This is a genomic window from Micromonospora sp. NPDC048935 (genome assembly GCF_043197875.1).
GTDB lineage: Bacteria > Actinomycetota > Actinomycetes > Mycobacteriales > Micromonosporaceae > Micromonospora.
Genome location: NZ_JBICTZ010000006.1, coordinates 170,657 through 186,035, shown reverse-complemented (window position 1 = coordinate 186,035; position 15,379 = coordinate 170,657). Strand labels below are relative to the sequence as shown.

11 protein-coding genes and 1 pseudogene are annotated in these 15,379 nt (G+C 70.0%); 6 read left to right on the top strand and 6 right to left on the bottom strand.

The genetic code is table 11. The features are described from left to right. The first annotated feature begins 47 nt into the window (after positions 1–47). A complete protein-coding gene (locus tag ACGFIW_RS18720) occupies positions 48–449 on the top strand; it encodes a nuclear transport factor 2 family protein (RefSeq protein ID WP_393316940.1) in 402 nt (133 codons plus the stop codon). 79 nt (positions 450–528) lie between these two features. Here the strand turns inward: ACGFIW_RS18720 and ACGFIW_RS18715 are convergent, their stop codons facing one another. Continuing rightward, positions 529–2,022 (bottom strand): sulfatase, encoded by a 1,494-nt coding sequence (locus ACGFIW_RS18715; RefSeq protein WP_393316937.1) that lies wholly within the window; start codon positions 2,020–2,022, stop codon positions 529–531. 259 nt (positions 2,023–2,281) lie between these two features. Here ACGFIW_RS18715 and ACGFIW_RS18710 point away from each other — a divergent pair, with 259 nt between their 5' ends. Beyond that, positions 2,282–2,455 (top strand): hypothetical protein, encoded by a 174-nt coding sequence (locus ACGFIW_RS18710; protein WP_393316934.1) that lies wholly within the window; start codon positions 2,282–2,284, stop codon positions 2,453–2,455. 163 nt (positions 2,456–2,618) lie between these two features. Here the strand turns inward: ACGFIW_RS18710 and ACGFIW_RS18705 are convergent, their stop codons facing one another. From ACGFIW_RS18705 to ACGFIW_RS18685, 5 genes and pseudogenes are all read right to left on the bottom strand, one after another. Then, positions 2,619–3,173: a TetR/AcrR family transcriptional regulator gene (locus ACGFIW_RS18705; protein ID WP_393316932.1), complete on the bottom strand. Its 555-nt coding sequence runs from the start codon at positions 3,171–3,173 to the stop codon at positions 2,619–2,621. Between the two features lie 245 nt (positions 3,174–3,418). Next, a pseudogene (locus ACGFIW_RS18700) lies at positions 3,419–3,970 on the bottom strand (maleylpyruvate isomerase family mycothiol-dependent enzyme); the annotation flags it as partial. Position 3,971: 1 nt separating this feature from the next. Beyond that, the gene (locus tag ACGFIW_RS18695; RefSeq protein WP_393316929.1) at positions 3,972–4,937 is read right to left on the bottom strand and encodes a hypothetical protein; all 966 of its coding nucleotides are present in this window, start codon (positions 4,935–4,937) and stop codon (positions 3,972–3,974) included. Between the two features lie 18 nt (positions 4,938–4,955). After that, on the bottom strand, positions 4,956–5,498 hold the full coding sequence (locus tag ACGFIW_RS18690; protein WP_393316926.1) for a carboxymuconolactone decarboxylase family protein: 543 nt from the start codon (positions 5,496–5,498) through the stop codon (positions 4,956–4,958). 40 nt (positions 5,499–5,538) lie between these two features. Further along, positions 5,539–5,853 carry a hypothetical protein gene (locus ACGFIW_RS18685; RefSeq protein ID WP_393316924.1) on the bottom strand — a complete coding sequence of 105 codons (315 nt, stop codon included), beginning with the start codon at positions 5,851–5,853 and terminating at the stop codon, positions 5,539–5,541. A 346-nt stretch (positions 5,854–6,199) separates the two neighbouring features. Here ACGFIW_RS18685 and ACGFIW_RS18680 point away from each other — a divergent pair, with 346 nt between their 5' ends. From ACGFIW_RS18680 to ACGFIW_RS18665, 4 genes are read left to right on the top strand one after another with little or no spacing between them, the layout of a single operon-like run. After that, positions 6,200–8,119: an ASPIC/UnbV domain-containing protein gene (locus ACGFIW_RS18680; protein WP_393317411.1), complete on the top strand. Its 1,920-nt coding sequence runs from the start codon at positions 6,200–6,202 to the stop codon at positions 8,117–8,119. Continuing rightward, the gene (locus ACGFIW_RS18675) at positions 8,116–9,111 is read left to right on the top strand and encodes an enediyne biosynthesis protein (RefSeq protein ID WP_393316921.1); all 996 of its coding nucleotides are present in this window, start codon (positions 8,116–8,118) and stop codon (positions 9,109–9,111) included. Before ACGFIW_RS18680 ends, ACGFIW_RS18675 begins: the two co-directional genes overlap by 4 nt. Continuing rightward, positions 9,108–14,894 (top strand): SDR family NAD(P)-dependent oxidoreductase, encoded by a 5,787-nt coding sequence (locus ACGFIW_RS18670; RefSeq protein ID WP_393316918.1) that lies wholly within the window; start codon positions 9,108–9,110, stop codon positions 14,892–14,894. The genes ACGFIW_RS18675 and ACGFIW_RS18670 overlap by 4 nt, the downstream gene beginning before the upstream one ends. 2 nt (positions 14,895–14,896) lie before the next feature. Continuing rightward, complete coding sequence (locus ACGFIW_RS18665; protein WP_393316916.1) at positions 14,897–15,352, top strand: acyl-CoA thioesterase; 456 nt, start codon at positions 14,897–14,899, stop codon at positions 15,350–15,352. Positions 15,353–15,379 lie beyond the last annotated feature (27 nt).

Below are 15,379 nucleotides of genomic sequence, written 5' to 3'. Positions count from 1 at the left end.
GGGTCGGGGCACCCGTCTTCCCGCAGGAACCAATGGAGGTAGATACCGTGACAACCCGTGACGTCGTCGAGCAGTTCTTCGGCATGGTCGGCGGCGGCGCCAACCCGGATGACATCGCCATGCTCTTCGGCGACGACCTCGACTGGGACGTGCCCGGATCGCCGTCGATACCGTGGACGGGTAGGCGTTCCCGGCGCGCCGACGTCGCTGACTACCTGCGGACCCTCGGCGCCAACATCGTGCCGGAGGAGAACGTCGACGAGATCGAGACGATCCTGTACGACGGGGATCACGCGGTGATGGTGGGGCGGTTCGGACGCGTCGCTCGCAACACCGGCCGACGGTACGAGATGGCCGTGGCCATGCATTTCCAGGTCAGCGGCGACAAGATCATCAAGTTTCGCCTCTACGAGGACTCGTTTCAGGTCGCCAACGCCTACGCCGAGTAACGCGACTGCCCTTGTGAATCAGGCCCTGGCCTGCGACAGCGCGAGGCCGCAGGTCAGGGCCGTTGCGGTTGATACGCCGTCAGGCCGGCACGTGACCTGCCGTCCAGCACGCCGAGTGGCTGTGGCAGGCGACGTACGTCGCGAGCGCATCGTGCAGCGCGGCCAGGCGGGTAGCCGGGAGCCCGGCGACGATGTTGTCGAGCTGGTGAGGGTCGACCGTCCGGTCGTAGTACTCCCGTTCGCCGTTGGAGTATTCGACGTAGGTGTAGGTCGCGGTCCGCAGCGCCTCGTAGGTGACCGGGCTGCCCTTGCGCCGGTCCTGGGCGTCGGGGTCGTCGGCCGCCTGGTTGGGGCCGTGATGCTCGATCAGCGCCCCCGTCCGCCAGTTGGGTGCCGCTTCGCCCTGGGCGAGGGGAAGCAGGTTGCGCCCGTCGACGTGCGTGCCGACGTCGGCCGCGCCGATGCGCTGGAAGGTCGGCGCCAGGTCGATGTTCTGCACGATCTCGGCACGCTGCGAGCCGGGGACGACGCCCGGTCCGGCGACGACCAGCGGGACCCGCACGTCGGTGTCGAACGCGGTCTGCTTGCCGCCGGTCAACCGGTACTCACCCATGTGGAAGCCGTTGTCGGAGCTGAACACCACGTACGTGTTGTCGGCGATGCCGCTGGTGGTGAGTTGGGAGCGCAGGTTGCCGATCAGTCGGTCGACCGCCTGCACGGACTGCGCGCGCTTGCGGAAGTTCGTGTCCAGGGTGTCCTTTTCCTGTGTGGTCAGCGGGGCGTTGCCGGCCAGCCAGGACGGCGGGTTGGTGGGCAGCCGGTCGTACGCCGGGGTGCGCGGGGCGGTGAGCCCGGGGAAGTCGTCCAGGTCCTGGTTGGCCGGGGTGAACGGGCTGTGTGGGGCGAAGGTCGAGACCTCCAGCAGGAAGGGCGTGTTGGCGGCCGCCGCACGCTGGATGAAGTCCTTGCCCTTGCGGGACAGCACGTTGGTCAGATAGTCGGCCGGTTGGCTTCCGTAGTGGACGACTGTGTGGTTCTCGTTGAGGTCGTAGTTGTACTCGGAGTAGCCGTTGCCCGCCACGTACCACTCCGACCAGCCGGGCGGGACGTACGGCAGCGCGCCTCCCTGGGTGTCCGCCGGCAGGTAGCCGTTGAGGTATTTCCCGAGGAACCCGGTCCGGTAGCCCTTGCCCTGCAAAGCGGTCGCGAAGGTGCGGTTCTCGTTGCCCCGGCCCTTGAAGACCGCGAAACCTCCGTCGGCTCCACCATTGGTGAAGACCCCGGTGTCGTGGGGGAACTGGCCGGTGAGAATCGACGAGCGGGACGGGCAGCACAACGAGTCGGTCACCGTGTAGTTGGTGAAGGTGGCCCCCTCGCTCTGTAGTTGTCGCACCTGCGGCAGGTATCGCACCAGGTTCCAGGCGAGATCGTCGACGAGAACGAAGATGATGTTGGGTGTGGTGGCGGTGGGCGCCGGAGCGGGCTCGGCGCCGCGTGCCGGTGTCCAGGCGGCGAGCAGGGTCAGCCCGGCCACGAGGGTGGCGGCGAGGAGGCGCCGGTAGGTGATAGTCATGCCGCCAAGCCTGGTGAGAATTTGTCAGCATCTATTCAACAGGTGGTGATGATCCGATCAACACGCCGGTAGCCGCACAGCCCGGCCCGGCCACCGTGGCCATCGGGCGAGTGGGCTCTGACCGACGACGCCGATGAGCACCGCCCGAGGTGACAGGCAGCCGACGGATCAGTGCCGCCAGTCGCCTGAGGTGAGGGGAGGGCCGTCCGGCTCGCCGGCCCGACGAGCGGCAGTCCGGAAGACGACGGATACTCGCCTGATGACTGGACCGGATCTCGACCCCGAACAGTATCCGCCCATCGACCCGAGTGAACCGGTGCCCGACGACGCGGGCGTCCTTCTGCCCGGCGCGCCGGACGAACTGCCCGAAGCCCCGGCCGAACCGATGCCGGACGACGGCGGCAACGCCGGCGGCGTGCGCGAGCCGGCATAGACAAGGTCAGCCGATTCTGCTCCCGGCCGTCGAGCGGCGTCCGCTCCTGGCTCCGAGATGAGTGCGTTCACGACACCTGCCGGGAGAGGTGTCAGTCGGGCGTCGTATCGCAGACGCCGGTGCCATGTTGGCGCTGCACGCGTCGCGACCGAGGGTGAATATGTCAGTGTGGGGATTCGCCGGACCGTAGCCCGTCGACGAGGAGCGCGACCATGCGCCGGCCGTAGTCGGGTTCCTCGTCCGGCATCGGCGCACACAGTTTCGCAACGGCGTACAGCAGGTCCTGGGCACTGATCCGGGCCTGGACCTCGCCGCTGGCTGTCGCGGCTTCGAGCAGGGACCCGAGGGCCGGCCCCAGTTTCTGCAGGAGATATCCGGGCAGGCCGTCGAACGCCGGATCGCCGAAGTGCAGGGCCGCGGCAAATCCGCGTTTCGTCGCGACGAACGCGGTGAACCGGTCGAGCCACTTCGCGAGGGCGGCCCCCGGCTCGTGTGCGGCGGCCAGCGCCGGGGCCGCGTCGGCGCAGGCGTCGATCTCGCGCTCGATGACGGCCTTGATCAGGTCCGAGCGCTGCGGGAAGTGCCGGTAGAGCGTGCCGACGCCGACGCCGGCCAGATCGGTGATCTCTTTGGCGGGGGCGTCGACGCCTGCGCTGCTGAAGACCGTCTTCGCCGCTTCGAGCAGGGCCTCGATGTTGCGGCGCGCGTCGGTGCGCATCCGGCGCGGGGCGCGTTCGCGAAGACTGGAATCTGCTGTGTTGTCGGGCACAGCTGTGCCTCCCTCGCTGTTCCGGAAAGGCTTTCCGCATAGCCACGATCCGGCGGAGGTGGGTCGAGGAGGGTACGCAGTGGACCCTTGAGCCGCTCGACCAGTCGGGCGCTGGTCGGCGTCGCCAGGCGTGCCCGAAGTAACGGCACGCCCTCGCCTTCGAGGCGTTCCAGGCCGCGGGTCCGGCCGCCCATGGCGAGGAGGAGCGCCTCGGCCGGCCCGCGCACCAGTGCGCCCGAGCCTGCCGACCAACCCAGGTCTGGCGCATCCAGGCGCAGGTCGCGCAGCCGGCCGCCGAGCGCGAAGCCGGGCGCCGGGCGGCGGGCGAGGTGGTCGAGCGCCGCGGGCAAGCCGGGACTCGGCGCTTCCCGGGCGACGCCCAGCGGCAACCGTATGTCCAGATCGTGCAGGATCACGTCGGCCAGTAGCGGGTCGTAGCCGGAGCGGGGGATCGTGGTGCGCGACGCGGCCCGGCGACGTAGCGTCGCGACGATCTCCTGGGGCTCGCGGCGCGCGATCCGGCGGGTGAGCGCCCTGTTCCACCTGTCGAAGTCCGCGCCGGTGCACACGATGCCCAGGTAGATCTTGGCTTGGCCGAGGTGCAGGTAGGTGATCAGGTGCGCGGCCACGTCGCCGACCGACCAGCCGGTGCACAGGCTGGGCGCGTTCCACTCCGCGGCGGTGAGGCCGTCGAGCACCGTCGCGACGCGTCGGCGCTCGGCGACCAGAACGTCGTGCACGAGCATGTCAGGCGTTCCAGGGTGCTGTGGGGAACCAGATGTAGTCGAGTCGGCCGAGCAGGCGGACGTCCCAATAGATGATCATGAAGAATGCGGCGACCAGGAACGCCACGGCGGTCAGAATCGTCGCGCGGGTAGGGGAGGCGGCCAGCCAGCGCGCGATGGGGCGGCCGGCGAGATAGGACAGGGCGATGAACAGCACCGCCATCACCAGGATGTTGCCGATCGACTGCAGGACGAAGGCGAACGCGCCGTAGCCCGGGTTGTGGGTGGAGGCGGCATGCCGGAACATGTCGCGGAACAGTGGGTACGGCCGTCCGATCAGGAACGCGCCGATCAGCGCGCCCATCAGCACCAGTGGAGCGGCCGGAAAGCGACGGGAGATCGCCGCGAGCGGGTCGCGGACGATGCCGAGCGACGCCAGCCCGAGCACGAGCATGACCGCGCCGATCAGCCCGAAGGTGAGCATCGCCTGGCCGATCCGCGGGCTGATGCCCGAGGTCGGCGCGGTCGAGTACTGCGGCAGCCCGGTGCCCCAGAGGCCGACGATCGCGCCGTAGGCCGCCGACACCGGGATCATGCCGACGGCGAGCCAGCCCAGCGGCTTCACCGTCTGCACGAAGCGGTCACGGCGCGACAGATCCTGGCCGAGCATCGGGCCGACCGCACCGAACGCCGCGATGTTGCAGGCGGTGAACGAGCCGGCCAGTCCGGTGACGAACGCGAAGACGACACCGGAGGCGATGCTGCCGATCGGTGTCTTGTCGGCGTCATGACCGAGTAGGCCGTTGGCGACATTGAAGCCGATGGTGTGGTCGACCAGCTCCGACGACCAGGCGTAGGCGAGTAGGAAGCCGCCGATCGCGCTGAGCAGCACGATCAGCCAGCGGTTACGAGGGAACCAGCCATTAACGAACAGCGACGTCGCTCGGGGCTCGACCTCGGGGCGGACGGCGGTGGGAGCTTGAGTCACGACTTTTCTCCTCGACGGTCAGAGGTATCCCTGGGCGGCGATGGTGCGAGCGCGGTGTGCGTACACCGAGGGGTCGTCCGGCAGCACCGTGCCCAGCCCGTCGACGTACCGGTTGAACATGCAGAACGCCGCGGCGATCAACACCGTGTCGTGGATCTCCAGGTCGGTGGCGCCCGAGGCGCGGGCCGCGTCGGCCTGCGCGAGAGTGACCTGGCGACCGCCGCGCTGCACCGATGCGGCGATCACCAGCAACGCCCGCATCCGGTCACTCAGCGGTGCGTCGTCGGGGTCGGCGCATGCCGCGCTCACCAGCGACATCCCGCCGTTGATCTGCTCGGCAGCGAACGCCGCGTGTGAGGTGTGGCAGAAAGTGCATTCGTTGAGGCCCGACACGTACGCCGCAATCAATTCGCGTTCACCCGCCGGAAAGGTTGGGTGTGGGGCGTGCAGAAGAGCCTCGGCCAGTGCATTCAAATGGGCGGCAGTCTCGGGCCGGAATTTGAGCGGCCCGGTAATGCCGGGATATTCCCTCTCGTCGAGCCCCAGGTCGATGTGTGCCATGAGTCGGCTCCTGATGTGACGCGCGAAAAGTGACCTGGGATCAAGCGTTCTGCGGGGCGGCCGCGCGGCTGCCGCTGACCTTGGCGGCCGGCATCGGGCCGCCGCTGGCCGTGCCGGTCATGTCGTCGCCGTCGATCGTGACGTCGAAGCTCAGCACCATGCGCATCGGCTTGGTGATGTTCTGGTACCAGGTCAGGCGGTTGCCGTCCTGGCTGAGGTCGTTGAGTGTGAGCTGCTCTTTCTCTCCACGGGAGATGCCCTGCAGCACGCCGTCGGCAGTGAACAGCTCCAGCTGTGTGCGGCGGGTGCCCAGTGGCGTCTTGATGGCAACGTCCCAGAAACCTTCAACTAGCACGACGTCTCCCTCTCCGTCCGGCAGGTGTGACGGCCCAGCGCGGGCGCCGAGGTAACGCTAGCCATCAGTGCGCGGTGAGGTATTCGCGATATTGCCATCTTGTGGCGTACCGGCGACGGCAGTGTCGCCGAGCAATGTGAAAGAAGCCTCGCATCGACAAACCTCTGCAAGATGTCGTAGTGACCGCCCCACTGGGCGGCGCCACGACGTTCCGTGGCTCTCGAAAGCAATTGCTGCCGCAATCATCATGCGCTGATGCATGGTCGCGGTGCCTGCCGACCCGGTCCAAGGAGGCCATGCCGTGCTCGCTCAACGCCTGCGCTCAATCAGCCCGGGAATCGTCGCCGTGCTGCTCCTCGGAGCCCTGTTCTTCGTCATCGACAGCCGGGTTTCGGTCGCACACGCGGACGAGACGGCCGCCAAGTACAGGTTCACGGAGATGCCCATCGCCTATCCCGCCGGCTACGACCAACTGGAGAAGAGGACGCTCCGCGACGTCAACCCCACCTACTACCGCATTCGCTCGTGGGTGTCCTCGGTCGGCGCCAGCATCGCCATGAACGACCTGACCGGCAGCGGCCACGCCGACAGCCTCTGCTTTGTCGACACCCGCACGGACAAGGTCGTGGTCACGTACGCCCCGACCGCACCGGAGGCCGACCGGTTCCCACCGTTCATCCTGGATCCGGCGCCGTTGCCGATGGACGTAAAGATGGCCCCGATGGGCTGCGTCCCGGGCGACTTCAACGTCGACGGCCAGATGGACATCATGGTCACCTACTGGGGGCGGGTGCCGATCCTGTTCCTGCACAAGGGCGTCGCGGGCCCGCTGTCCAACGCCACGTACCAGCGCCAGGAGTTGCTGCCGCAGGCATCGCCGGACGGCCGATACCACGGACCCAAGTGGAACACCAACGCCTCGCTCGTCGATGACCTCGACGGGGACGGCAAGCCGGACTTCGTGATCGGCAACTACTTCCGCGACTCCGACGTGCTGGACATCCACGGTCAGGACAACGTCGAGATGACCGAGAACCTGTCCAGCTCCACGAACGGCGGCGGCCTGCACGTGCTGCGCTGGGTGTCGGCGACCTCGGGTGCGAACCCGTCGGTGACCGTCGTGCCGCAGGAGGTCGCCGTGCCGACGAAGGCATCCGGCGGCTGGACGCTCGCGATCGCCTCGGCCGACCTGACCGCCCGGGGCCTGCCGACGCTCTATGTCGCGAACGACTTCGGCCACGACTACGTCCTGAACAACCGCTCCCAGCCCGGCGACGTCCGGTTCACGATGGCATTCGGGGAGCGCACGCCGACCACACCGAAGTCGTTCGTGATCGGCCAGGGCTCGTTCAAGGGCATGGGTGTCGACTTCGGCGACCTCGACCACGACGGCCAGTTCGACATGTTCGTCTCCAACATCACCACCGCCTGGGGCCTGGAGGAGAGCAACTTCCTCTGGATGAACAAGGCCAAGAACGAGGCCGACATGGCCGCGCAGCTCGACAGGCAGGTCGCGCCGTTCAGGCAGGAGGCCCGCCCGCACGGGATGGCGTGGAGCGGATGGGGCTGGGATGTCAAGTTCGGTGACTTCCTGAACAGCGGTAACACCGACGTGGTGCAGAGCATCGGCTTCGTCAAAGGCAAGATCAACCGCTGGCCGTGGTTGCAGGAAATGGCCATGAACAACGACGAATTGCTCGCCAACCCCGCGCAGTGGCCCGACGTCGAGCCGGGGGACGACATCGCGGGCAACCAGTCGCTGGCCTTCTTCGCCCGCACGAAGAGCGGTGAGTACGCCGACATCACCGACAAGCTCGGCCTGAACGCCAAGATTCCCACCCGCGGCGTGGCGACCGCCGACACCCGCGGCAACGGCACGATCGACCTCGCGGTCGCCCGCCAGTGGGGGCCGCCCGCCTTCTACTGCAACGAGTCCGCGACCCTCGGCTCCTTCCTCGACCTGCGACTGTTCCGGCCGTCGCTGTCGGGGGCCGCGGACCGACTCACCCCCGCGTACGGCGCCACCGTCACCGTCACCACCCCGGACGGCCGCAAGCAGGTCAGCCGGCTCGACGGCGGCAGTGGTCACGGCGGCAAACGCAGTTTCGAGGTGCACGTCGGCCTCGGCGCCGTGAACGGCCCGGTCGGCGTCGACCTTCGTTGGCGCGACCTCGACGGCACCCTGCACACCTCGTCCCAGCAGCTCACGACCGGCACGCACTCGCTGGTGCTGACCGACCGCGTCCAGGAGGTTCCGAACCGATGACCACGATCGCCGAACGTCAACAGCCGGTAGCCGCCCTGCCTCCACAGTCTCCGGACAAGGTCAAGCCCGAGCCCGATCGGCGCTACCTGGCCCTGCGCAACTTCGCCCTCTCGATCAGCGTCTTCAACATCTTCGGATACACCCTGCTGGGCTTCGAACAGCCCTGGTTGTGGCCGATCCTCGCGGTGCTGACCGCCTACGCCACCGAGCTCGTCTTCGAGAGGATCAGTGCCTGGGCCAAGAGCCGGCCCCCGCGCTACCGCGGCAACGGCATGCGCGGCCTGTACGAGTTCCTACTGCCGGCGCACATCACCGCGCTGGCCTGCAACATGCTGCTGTACGCCAACGACATGTTCCTGCCGATCATGTTCGCGGTGATCGTCGGTGTCACCGGCAAGCACGTGCTACAGGCCCCGGTGTACGGCCGGATGCGGCACTACATGAACCCATCGAACCTCGGCATCACGGCGGCGCTTGTCGTCTTCGGCTCGTGGATCTCCATCGCGCCGCCGTACGAGTTCACCGAGCGGGCCAACACGTTCTTCCGGGTCATGATCCCGATCATCATCGTGACCGCCGGTACGGTCATCAACGCGTTGCTCACCCGCAAGGTCCCGCTGATCGTGGGCTGGCTCGGCGGCTTCGCCATCCAGGCGTTCCTGCGGCACTGGATCTGGGATGCCCCGCTCTTCGCCGGCCTCGGCGTGATGACAGGCGTCGCGTTCGTCCTGTTCACCAATTACATGATCACCGATCCGGGCACCACACCGGTCAAGGCCAAGAACCAGTTCATGTTCGGTTCGTCGGTAGCCATGGCGTACGGCGTGCTCATGCTCTTCAACGTCGTCTACACACTGTTCTTCGCGGTCGTGGTGGTTTGCGGGATCCGTGGCATCGGCTGGTGGGTCGCTGACGGGCTGCGCAGGTCCCGCGAGCGGCGCGCACAGGCGAGCGCGGAGACACCCGCTCCGGACCTGGCGGTGGCCCGATGAGCGACCGCATCGCCGTCGTCGGCCTCTCCTGCCGTTACCCCGACGCCGAGTCCCCCGAGCAACTCTGGGAGAACGTGCTCGCCGGCCGCCGTGCCTTCCGACGGCTGCCCGACGAGCGGATGAACCAGGCGGACTACTACTCACCGGACCCGGCCGCACCGGACCGCTTCTATTCGTCGATGGCAGCCGTCATCGAGGGCTGGGAGTTCGACCGGGTGAAGTACCGCATCGCCGGCAGCACCTACCGCTCCACCGACCTGACGCACTGGCTGGCCCTGGACACCGCGGCCCGGGCCCTGGACGACGCGGGATTCCCCGACGGCGTCGGCCTGCCCACGACCAGCACCGGCGTGGTCATCGGCAACACGCTGACCGGCGAGTTCAGTCGCGCCAATCTGCTGCGGCTGCGCTGGCCGTACGTGCGTCGCACGGTCGGTGCCGCGCTGCGGCGGGAGGGTTGGGGGGACACCGACGTCGCGCGGTTCCTCGACGAGCTGGAGCCGGTCTACAAGGAGCCGTTCCCACCCATCGACGAGGACTCCCTCGCCGGCGGCCTGGCCAACACCATCGCGGGCCGCATCTGCAACTACTTCGACCTGCACGGCGGCGGTTACACCGTGGACGGCGCCTGCTCCTCGTCGCTGCTGTCGGTGGCCACCGCGTGTAACGCGCTGGCCCGCGGCGAGCTGGACGCCGCGGTCGCCGGCGGCGTCGATCTGAGCATCGACCCGTTCGAGGTGATCGGCTTCGCCAAGACGGGCGCGCTGGCCACCGGCGAGATGCGGGTCTACGACCGCAACTCCAACGGGTTCTGGCCGGGCGAGGGCTGCGGCATGCTCGTGCTCATGCGCGACGAGGACGCGGTCGCGCAGGGCCTGCGCCGGCACGCGGTCATCGCCGGCTGGGGCTACTCGTCCGACGGCAAGGGCGGCATCACCCGCCCCGAGGCCGACGGGCACCGGCTTGCGATCAGCCGCGCGTACGCCAAGGCCGGCTTCGGCATCGACACGGTGTCGTACCTGGAGGGCCACGGCACCGGCACCGCGGTCGGCGACGCCACCGAACTGCGGGCCTTCACCGGCGCGCTGCGGGAGGCCGGAGCCACGACACCGGCCTCGATCGGCACGGTGAAGGGCAACTTCGGCCATACCAAGGCGGCGGCCGGCGTGGCCGGCCTGCTCAAGGCCATCCTCGCCGTCGAGAACCAGGTGATCCCGCCGGCCACCGGGCACGTCGAGGCCCACCCGGTGCTCGCGGAGAAGGACGCCGCCCTTCAGGTGCCGGACACCGCCAGGCTGTGGCCGGCGGGACGGCCGATCCGGGCCGCCGTCTCCTCGATGGGCTTCGGCGGCATCAACGCCCACGTCGTCGTCGAGAGCGTGGCGGCACGCCGGCGCACCACGGTGAGCGCGGCCACGACAGGTCTCGTGCGGTCCCGCCAGGACGGCGAGCTGTTGCTGTTCGACGCGAAGTCGCCAGCGGCCCTGGTGGAGCGGCTGCGCGACCTCGCCGACTGGACCAGCAGACTGTCGTACGCCGAGGTCGGCGACCTGGCCGCCGCGCTCGCCGATGAGCTGGCCGATCGTCCGGTCCGCGCTGCGGTGGTCGCCTCGTCGCCCAAGCAGGCGGCGGAGCGGATCGGGGCGCTGGCCGAGGCCGTCGAGGGTGGCACCGCGCGGATCCTCGACGTGGCCGGTGGCATCTTCTACGGCACCGGCCACACCGCCCCGCGCATCGGCCTGCTCTTTCCCGGCCAGGGCGCCGGCCGGCGGGCCGACGGGGGCGCACTGCGCCGACGCTTCGCCGACATCGACGCGCTCTACCTCAAGTACCAGCCGCCGGCCGGTGTCGACCTGGTCGCCACCGAGGTCGCCCAGCCGCGGATCGTCACCGCGTCGGTCGCCGGCCTGCGCGTGCTGGCCCGGCTCGGCATCGAGGCCACCGGCGCGGCCGGCCACAGCCTCGGCGAGCTGACCGCGCTGCACTGGGCCGGCGCGATGGACGAGGCGGCATTGCTCACCACGGCCGCCGCGCGTGGCCGAGTGATGGCCACGGCCAGCGACGGCAACGGCACGATGGCGAGCATCTCGGCGTCGGCCGACGCAGTCAGGCCGTTGCTGGCCGGCACCGAGGTGGTCATCGCGGGGTACAACAGCCCGCGACAGGTTGTGATCTCGGGAACGGTTCAGGCGGTGGAGCGGGTCGCCGCACTGGCCGTCAGCCGGCAGCTCTACTGCACCCGGATCGCGGTCTCCCACGCCTTCCACTCCAAGGCCGTTGCACCGGCGGCGGAGGCGCTCGCGGAGTGGCTCCGCGGCCAGGCGTTCGAGCCGCTGCGCCGCGCCATGTACTCCACGGTCACTGCCGACCGGCTGGCACCGGACACCGACCTCGCGGACCTGCTGCGCCGGCAGGTGCTCGAACCGGTGCGTTTCGACCAGGCCGTGGCCCGGCTGGCTGCCGAGTCGGACCTGCTACTGGAGGTCGGCCCCGGCCGGATCTTGCAAGGGCTGGCCGCCGACATCGCCCCGGACCTGCCGACGATCTCGATGGAGACCGACAGCATGTCGCTGGCCGGTGTGCTCGCGGCGGCCGGCGCGGCGTACGCGCTCGGCGCGCCGCTCGACCACACCGCGTTGTTCGAGGACCGCTTCACCCGCAAGCTGATCCCCGGACGCAAGCTGTCGTTCTTCGCCAGCCCGGCCGAAGCGAACCAGTCAGGCGACTTCGCGCCGGTGCTCTCCGCCGCGCCATCCGCGACCGAGGCGCCCCGGGTGGCAGACCGGCCGAAGGTGGACATCGCGGGGAGCACCGTGGAGGGCAGCCTCGAACTGCTGCTGCGCCTCGCGGCCGAGCGGGCCGAACTCCCGGTCGGCTCGGTGCGACCGGACAGCCGCCCGCTCGACGAGCTGCACCTGAGCTCGATCACGGTGGGCCAGATCGTCAACCAGGCGGCTCGCGAGCTCGACGTCCCCGCGCCCGCGCTCACCTCCAGCTACGCGACGGCGACGGTGGCCGAGATCGCACAGCTGCTGGACGAGGCGGGCTCGGTCGGCGCGCCGGCCGAGGACACCCCGCGTGAGGTTCTCGGCGTCGCGCCGTGGGTCCGCGCGTTCTCCGTGGAGCTGGTACCGGCCGAGGTGCCGCCGCGCGTGACCGCGTCGGTCGCCGGCCGGTGGCAGCTGGTCACCGCGGGCCCGGGGGACGACGCGGAGCCGCTGCGGGCGGCACTACAGGCGGCCGGCCTCGGTGACGGCGTACTGCTGCACCTGCCGGTCGACGGCCAGCCCGAGCACATCCCGGCGCTGTTGCGCGCGGCCCGTGCGGCGCTCTCGGCCGGCGGCCCGGTGCGGTTCGTGACGGTCGGCACCCGGCGCGGCGCGGCGGGCCTGGCCAAGACTCTGCACCAGGAGCACCCACGGATCCCCACCACAGTGCTCACGCTGACCGGCGCGTTGACGTCCGTGCCGACTGCCGCCCTGGTCGCAGACGTGGCCGGCACAAACGGCTTCAGCGAGGTGCACTACGGGGCCGACGGCACCCGGCGGATACCGGTGCTGCGGGCGGCGACGTTCGCCACGAGCGGTGAAGCGGGTCTCGGGTCCGGCGACGTCCTGCTGGTCACCGGTGGCGGCAAGGGCATCACCGCAGAGTGCGCGCTGGCCCTGGGCCGCGACACCGGGACGGCGGTCGGCTTGGTCGGGCGCTCCGATCCGGCCCAGGACGCCGAGCTCGCGGCCAACCTGGAGCGGTTCGCCGCGGCCGGGGTGCGCTTCACCTACGCGGCGGCCGACCTGACCGCGCTCGACCAGGTCAAGGCGGCGCTGCAAAAGATCGAGACCGAGCTGGGCCAGGTCACCGGCATCCTGCACGGTGCCGGCCGCAACGAGCCGGTCGCGCTCGCCGACCTGGACGAGGCACACTTCCGCCGCACGCTCGCCCCGAAGCTCGACGGCCTCGAAGCGGTGCTCGGCGTCGTCGACCCGCAGGCGCTGCGGCTGCTCGTCACGTTCGGCAGCATCATCGGCCGGGCCGGTCTGCGCGGTGAGGCGCACTACGCCACCGCCAACGACTGGCTCACCGAGCTGACCGCCTCGGTCGGTGAGAACTACCCGCACGTGCGGACGATCGCCATGGAGTGGTCGGTCTGGTCCGGCGCGGGCATGGGGGAGAAGCTTGGCGTGCTGGACGCCCTGACCCGCGAGGGCATTGCGGCGATCCCGGTCACCGAGGGACTGGCCATGCTCGAAGCCGTGCTGGCCGATCCGGCCGCGCCACGGTCCATGGTGATCATGGGGCGGGCCGGTGGGCTGCCCACCATCGCCCTCGAACCAGCCGGGCTGCCGCTGCTGCGGTTCGTCGACCGCGTCCAGGTGCACTACCCCGGTGTCGAGCTGGTGGTCGACGCCGACCTCAGCGCCGAGGACGACCCGTACCTCGCCGACCACCTGCTCGACGGCGACCAGCTACTGCCTGCGGTGCTCGGCATGGAGGCGATGACGCAGGTGGCGTCGGCGCTCACCGGCCGCACCGAGACGCCAGAGCTGGCCGACGTGGAGTTACTGCGGCCGATCGTGGTCGCACCCGGCGGGAGCACCACGATCCGCATCGCGGTGCTCGACCGGGGCGACGGCTCGGTGGGCGCGGTGGTCCGCAGCGCGGACACCGGGTTCCAGGCCGACCACTTCCGGGCCACGCTGCGCTATGACCCGGCAGCTATCGACGAGGACCGGCCGGCGACGGTGGGCCAGGCGCCGCTGCCGATCGATCCGGCCCGCGACCTGTACGGGCCGGTGCTGTTCCAGGGGCGCCGATTCCAACAGGTGCGCGGCTATCTCGACCTCGCGGCCACCAGCTGCGTGGTGCGGCTGTCGGGCAGCTCGGGAGCATCCTGGTTCGGCCGGTTCCGCCCGGGCGACCTGCTGCTGGCCGACCCGGGTACCCGGGACGCGGTCATGCACTCGTTGCAGTGCTGCGTCCCCGACGCGACGCTGCTGCCCGGAGCGATCGAGCGGCTGCGGCTGGCCGACCCCTCCGTCGTGAAGGGGCTGGAGACGGTGGTCATCCGGGCACAGGAACGCAGCCGCGACGGCGACACCTACCTCTACGACGTCGACGTCTGCACCGAGGACGGGGTCGTGGTGGAGCGGTGGACCGGGTTGCGCCTGCACGCCGTCCGCAAGCTGGACGGCCGTGGCCCGTGGCTGCCGGCGCTGCTCGGACCGTACCTGGAGCGCCGGACCGCCGCGCTGCTCGAACCGCGGCTGCGGCTGGTGATCCGCCCGGACGACCCCGGTGCCGACCACCGACGGCAGACCGAGGCGGCCGTGGCCTGGGCTCTCGGCCGGCCGGTCGAGGTCCGCCACCGCCCGGACGGCAAACCGGAGGTCGACGGCGGCCCGCAGATCTCGGCGTCGCACGGCGCCGGGGTGACCATGGTGGTCGCGGGGCACGGACCAGTGGCCTGCGACGTCGAGAGGGCGGTCCCGCGCGACCGTCAGGACTGGGCTGGCCTGCTCGGCGAGGAGAACCTGGCGCTGGCCGACCGGCTGGCCGCCGAGACCGGCGAGAGCCTGGCCGTCGCGGCCACCCGGGTCTGGGGGGCCGTCGAGGCGCTGCGCAAGACCGAGCGGAACACCTCGGGCCTGACCCTGGAGCCCTCGGATCTGTCGGGGTGGGTCGTGCTGCGCGCCGGCGTGGCGCGGGCGGCCGGTTTCGTCGCCTCGCTGCAGGACGTGACCGAACCGGTCGTGTTCACGATACTGGCGGAAGGAGACAGGTAGTCGTGGAGTCCTATTACGAGATCCGGCACGTGGTCGGTTTCGAGGAGACCAACCTGGTCGGCAACGTCTATTACGTCAATTACCTCCGGTGGCAGGGCCGGTGCCGGGAGATGTTCCTGAAGGAGAAGGCCCCGGCTGTGCTGGCGGACATCCGCGGCGACCTCAAGCTGTTCACGCTCAAGGTCGAGTGTGAGTTCTTCGCCGAGATCACCGCCTTCGACGAGCTGTCGGTGCGGATGCGTCTTGAGGATCTCACCCAGACGCAGGTCGGCTTCGCCTTCGACTACGTGCTGCTGCGCGACGGCTTCGAGGAGTTGGTGGCCCGGGGCCGGCAACGGGTCGCGTGCATGCGCGGCCCGAACACCGACACCCGGCCCACGCTGGTGCCGGAGGAGCTGCGCGAGGCGCTGTCGCATTACGCGGCCAAGGCACTGCCCGTGCAGAGCGCGGCGGGCTGAGCCGTGGTCGACAGGCTCGTCGGGCAC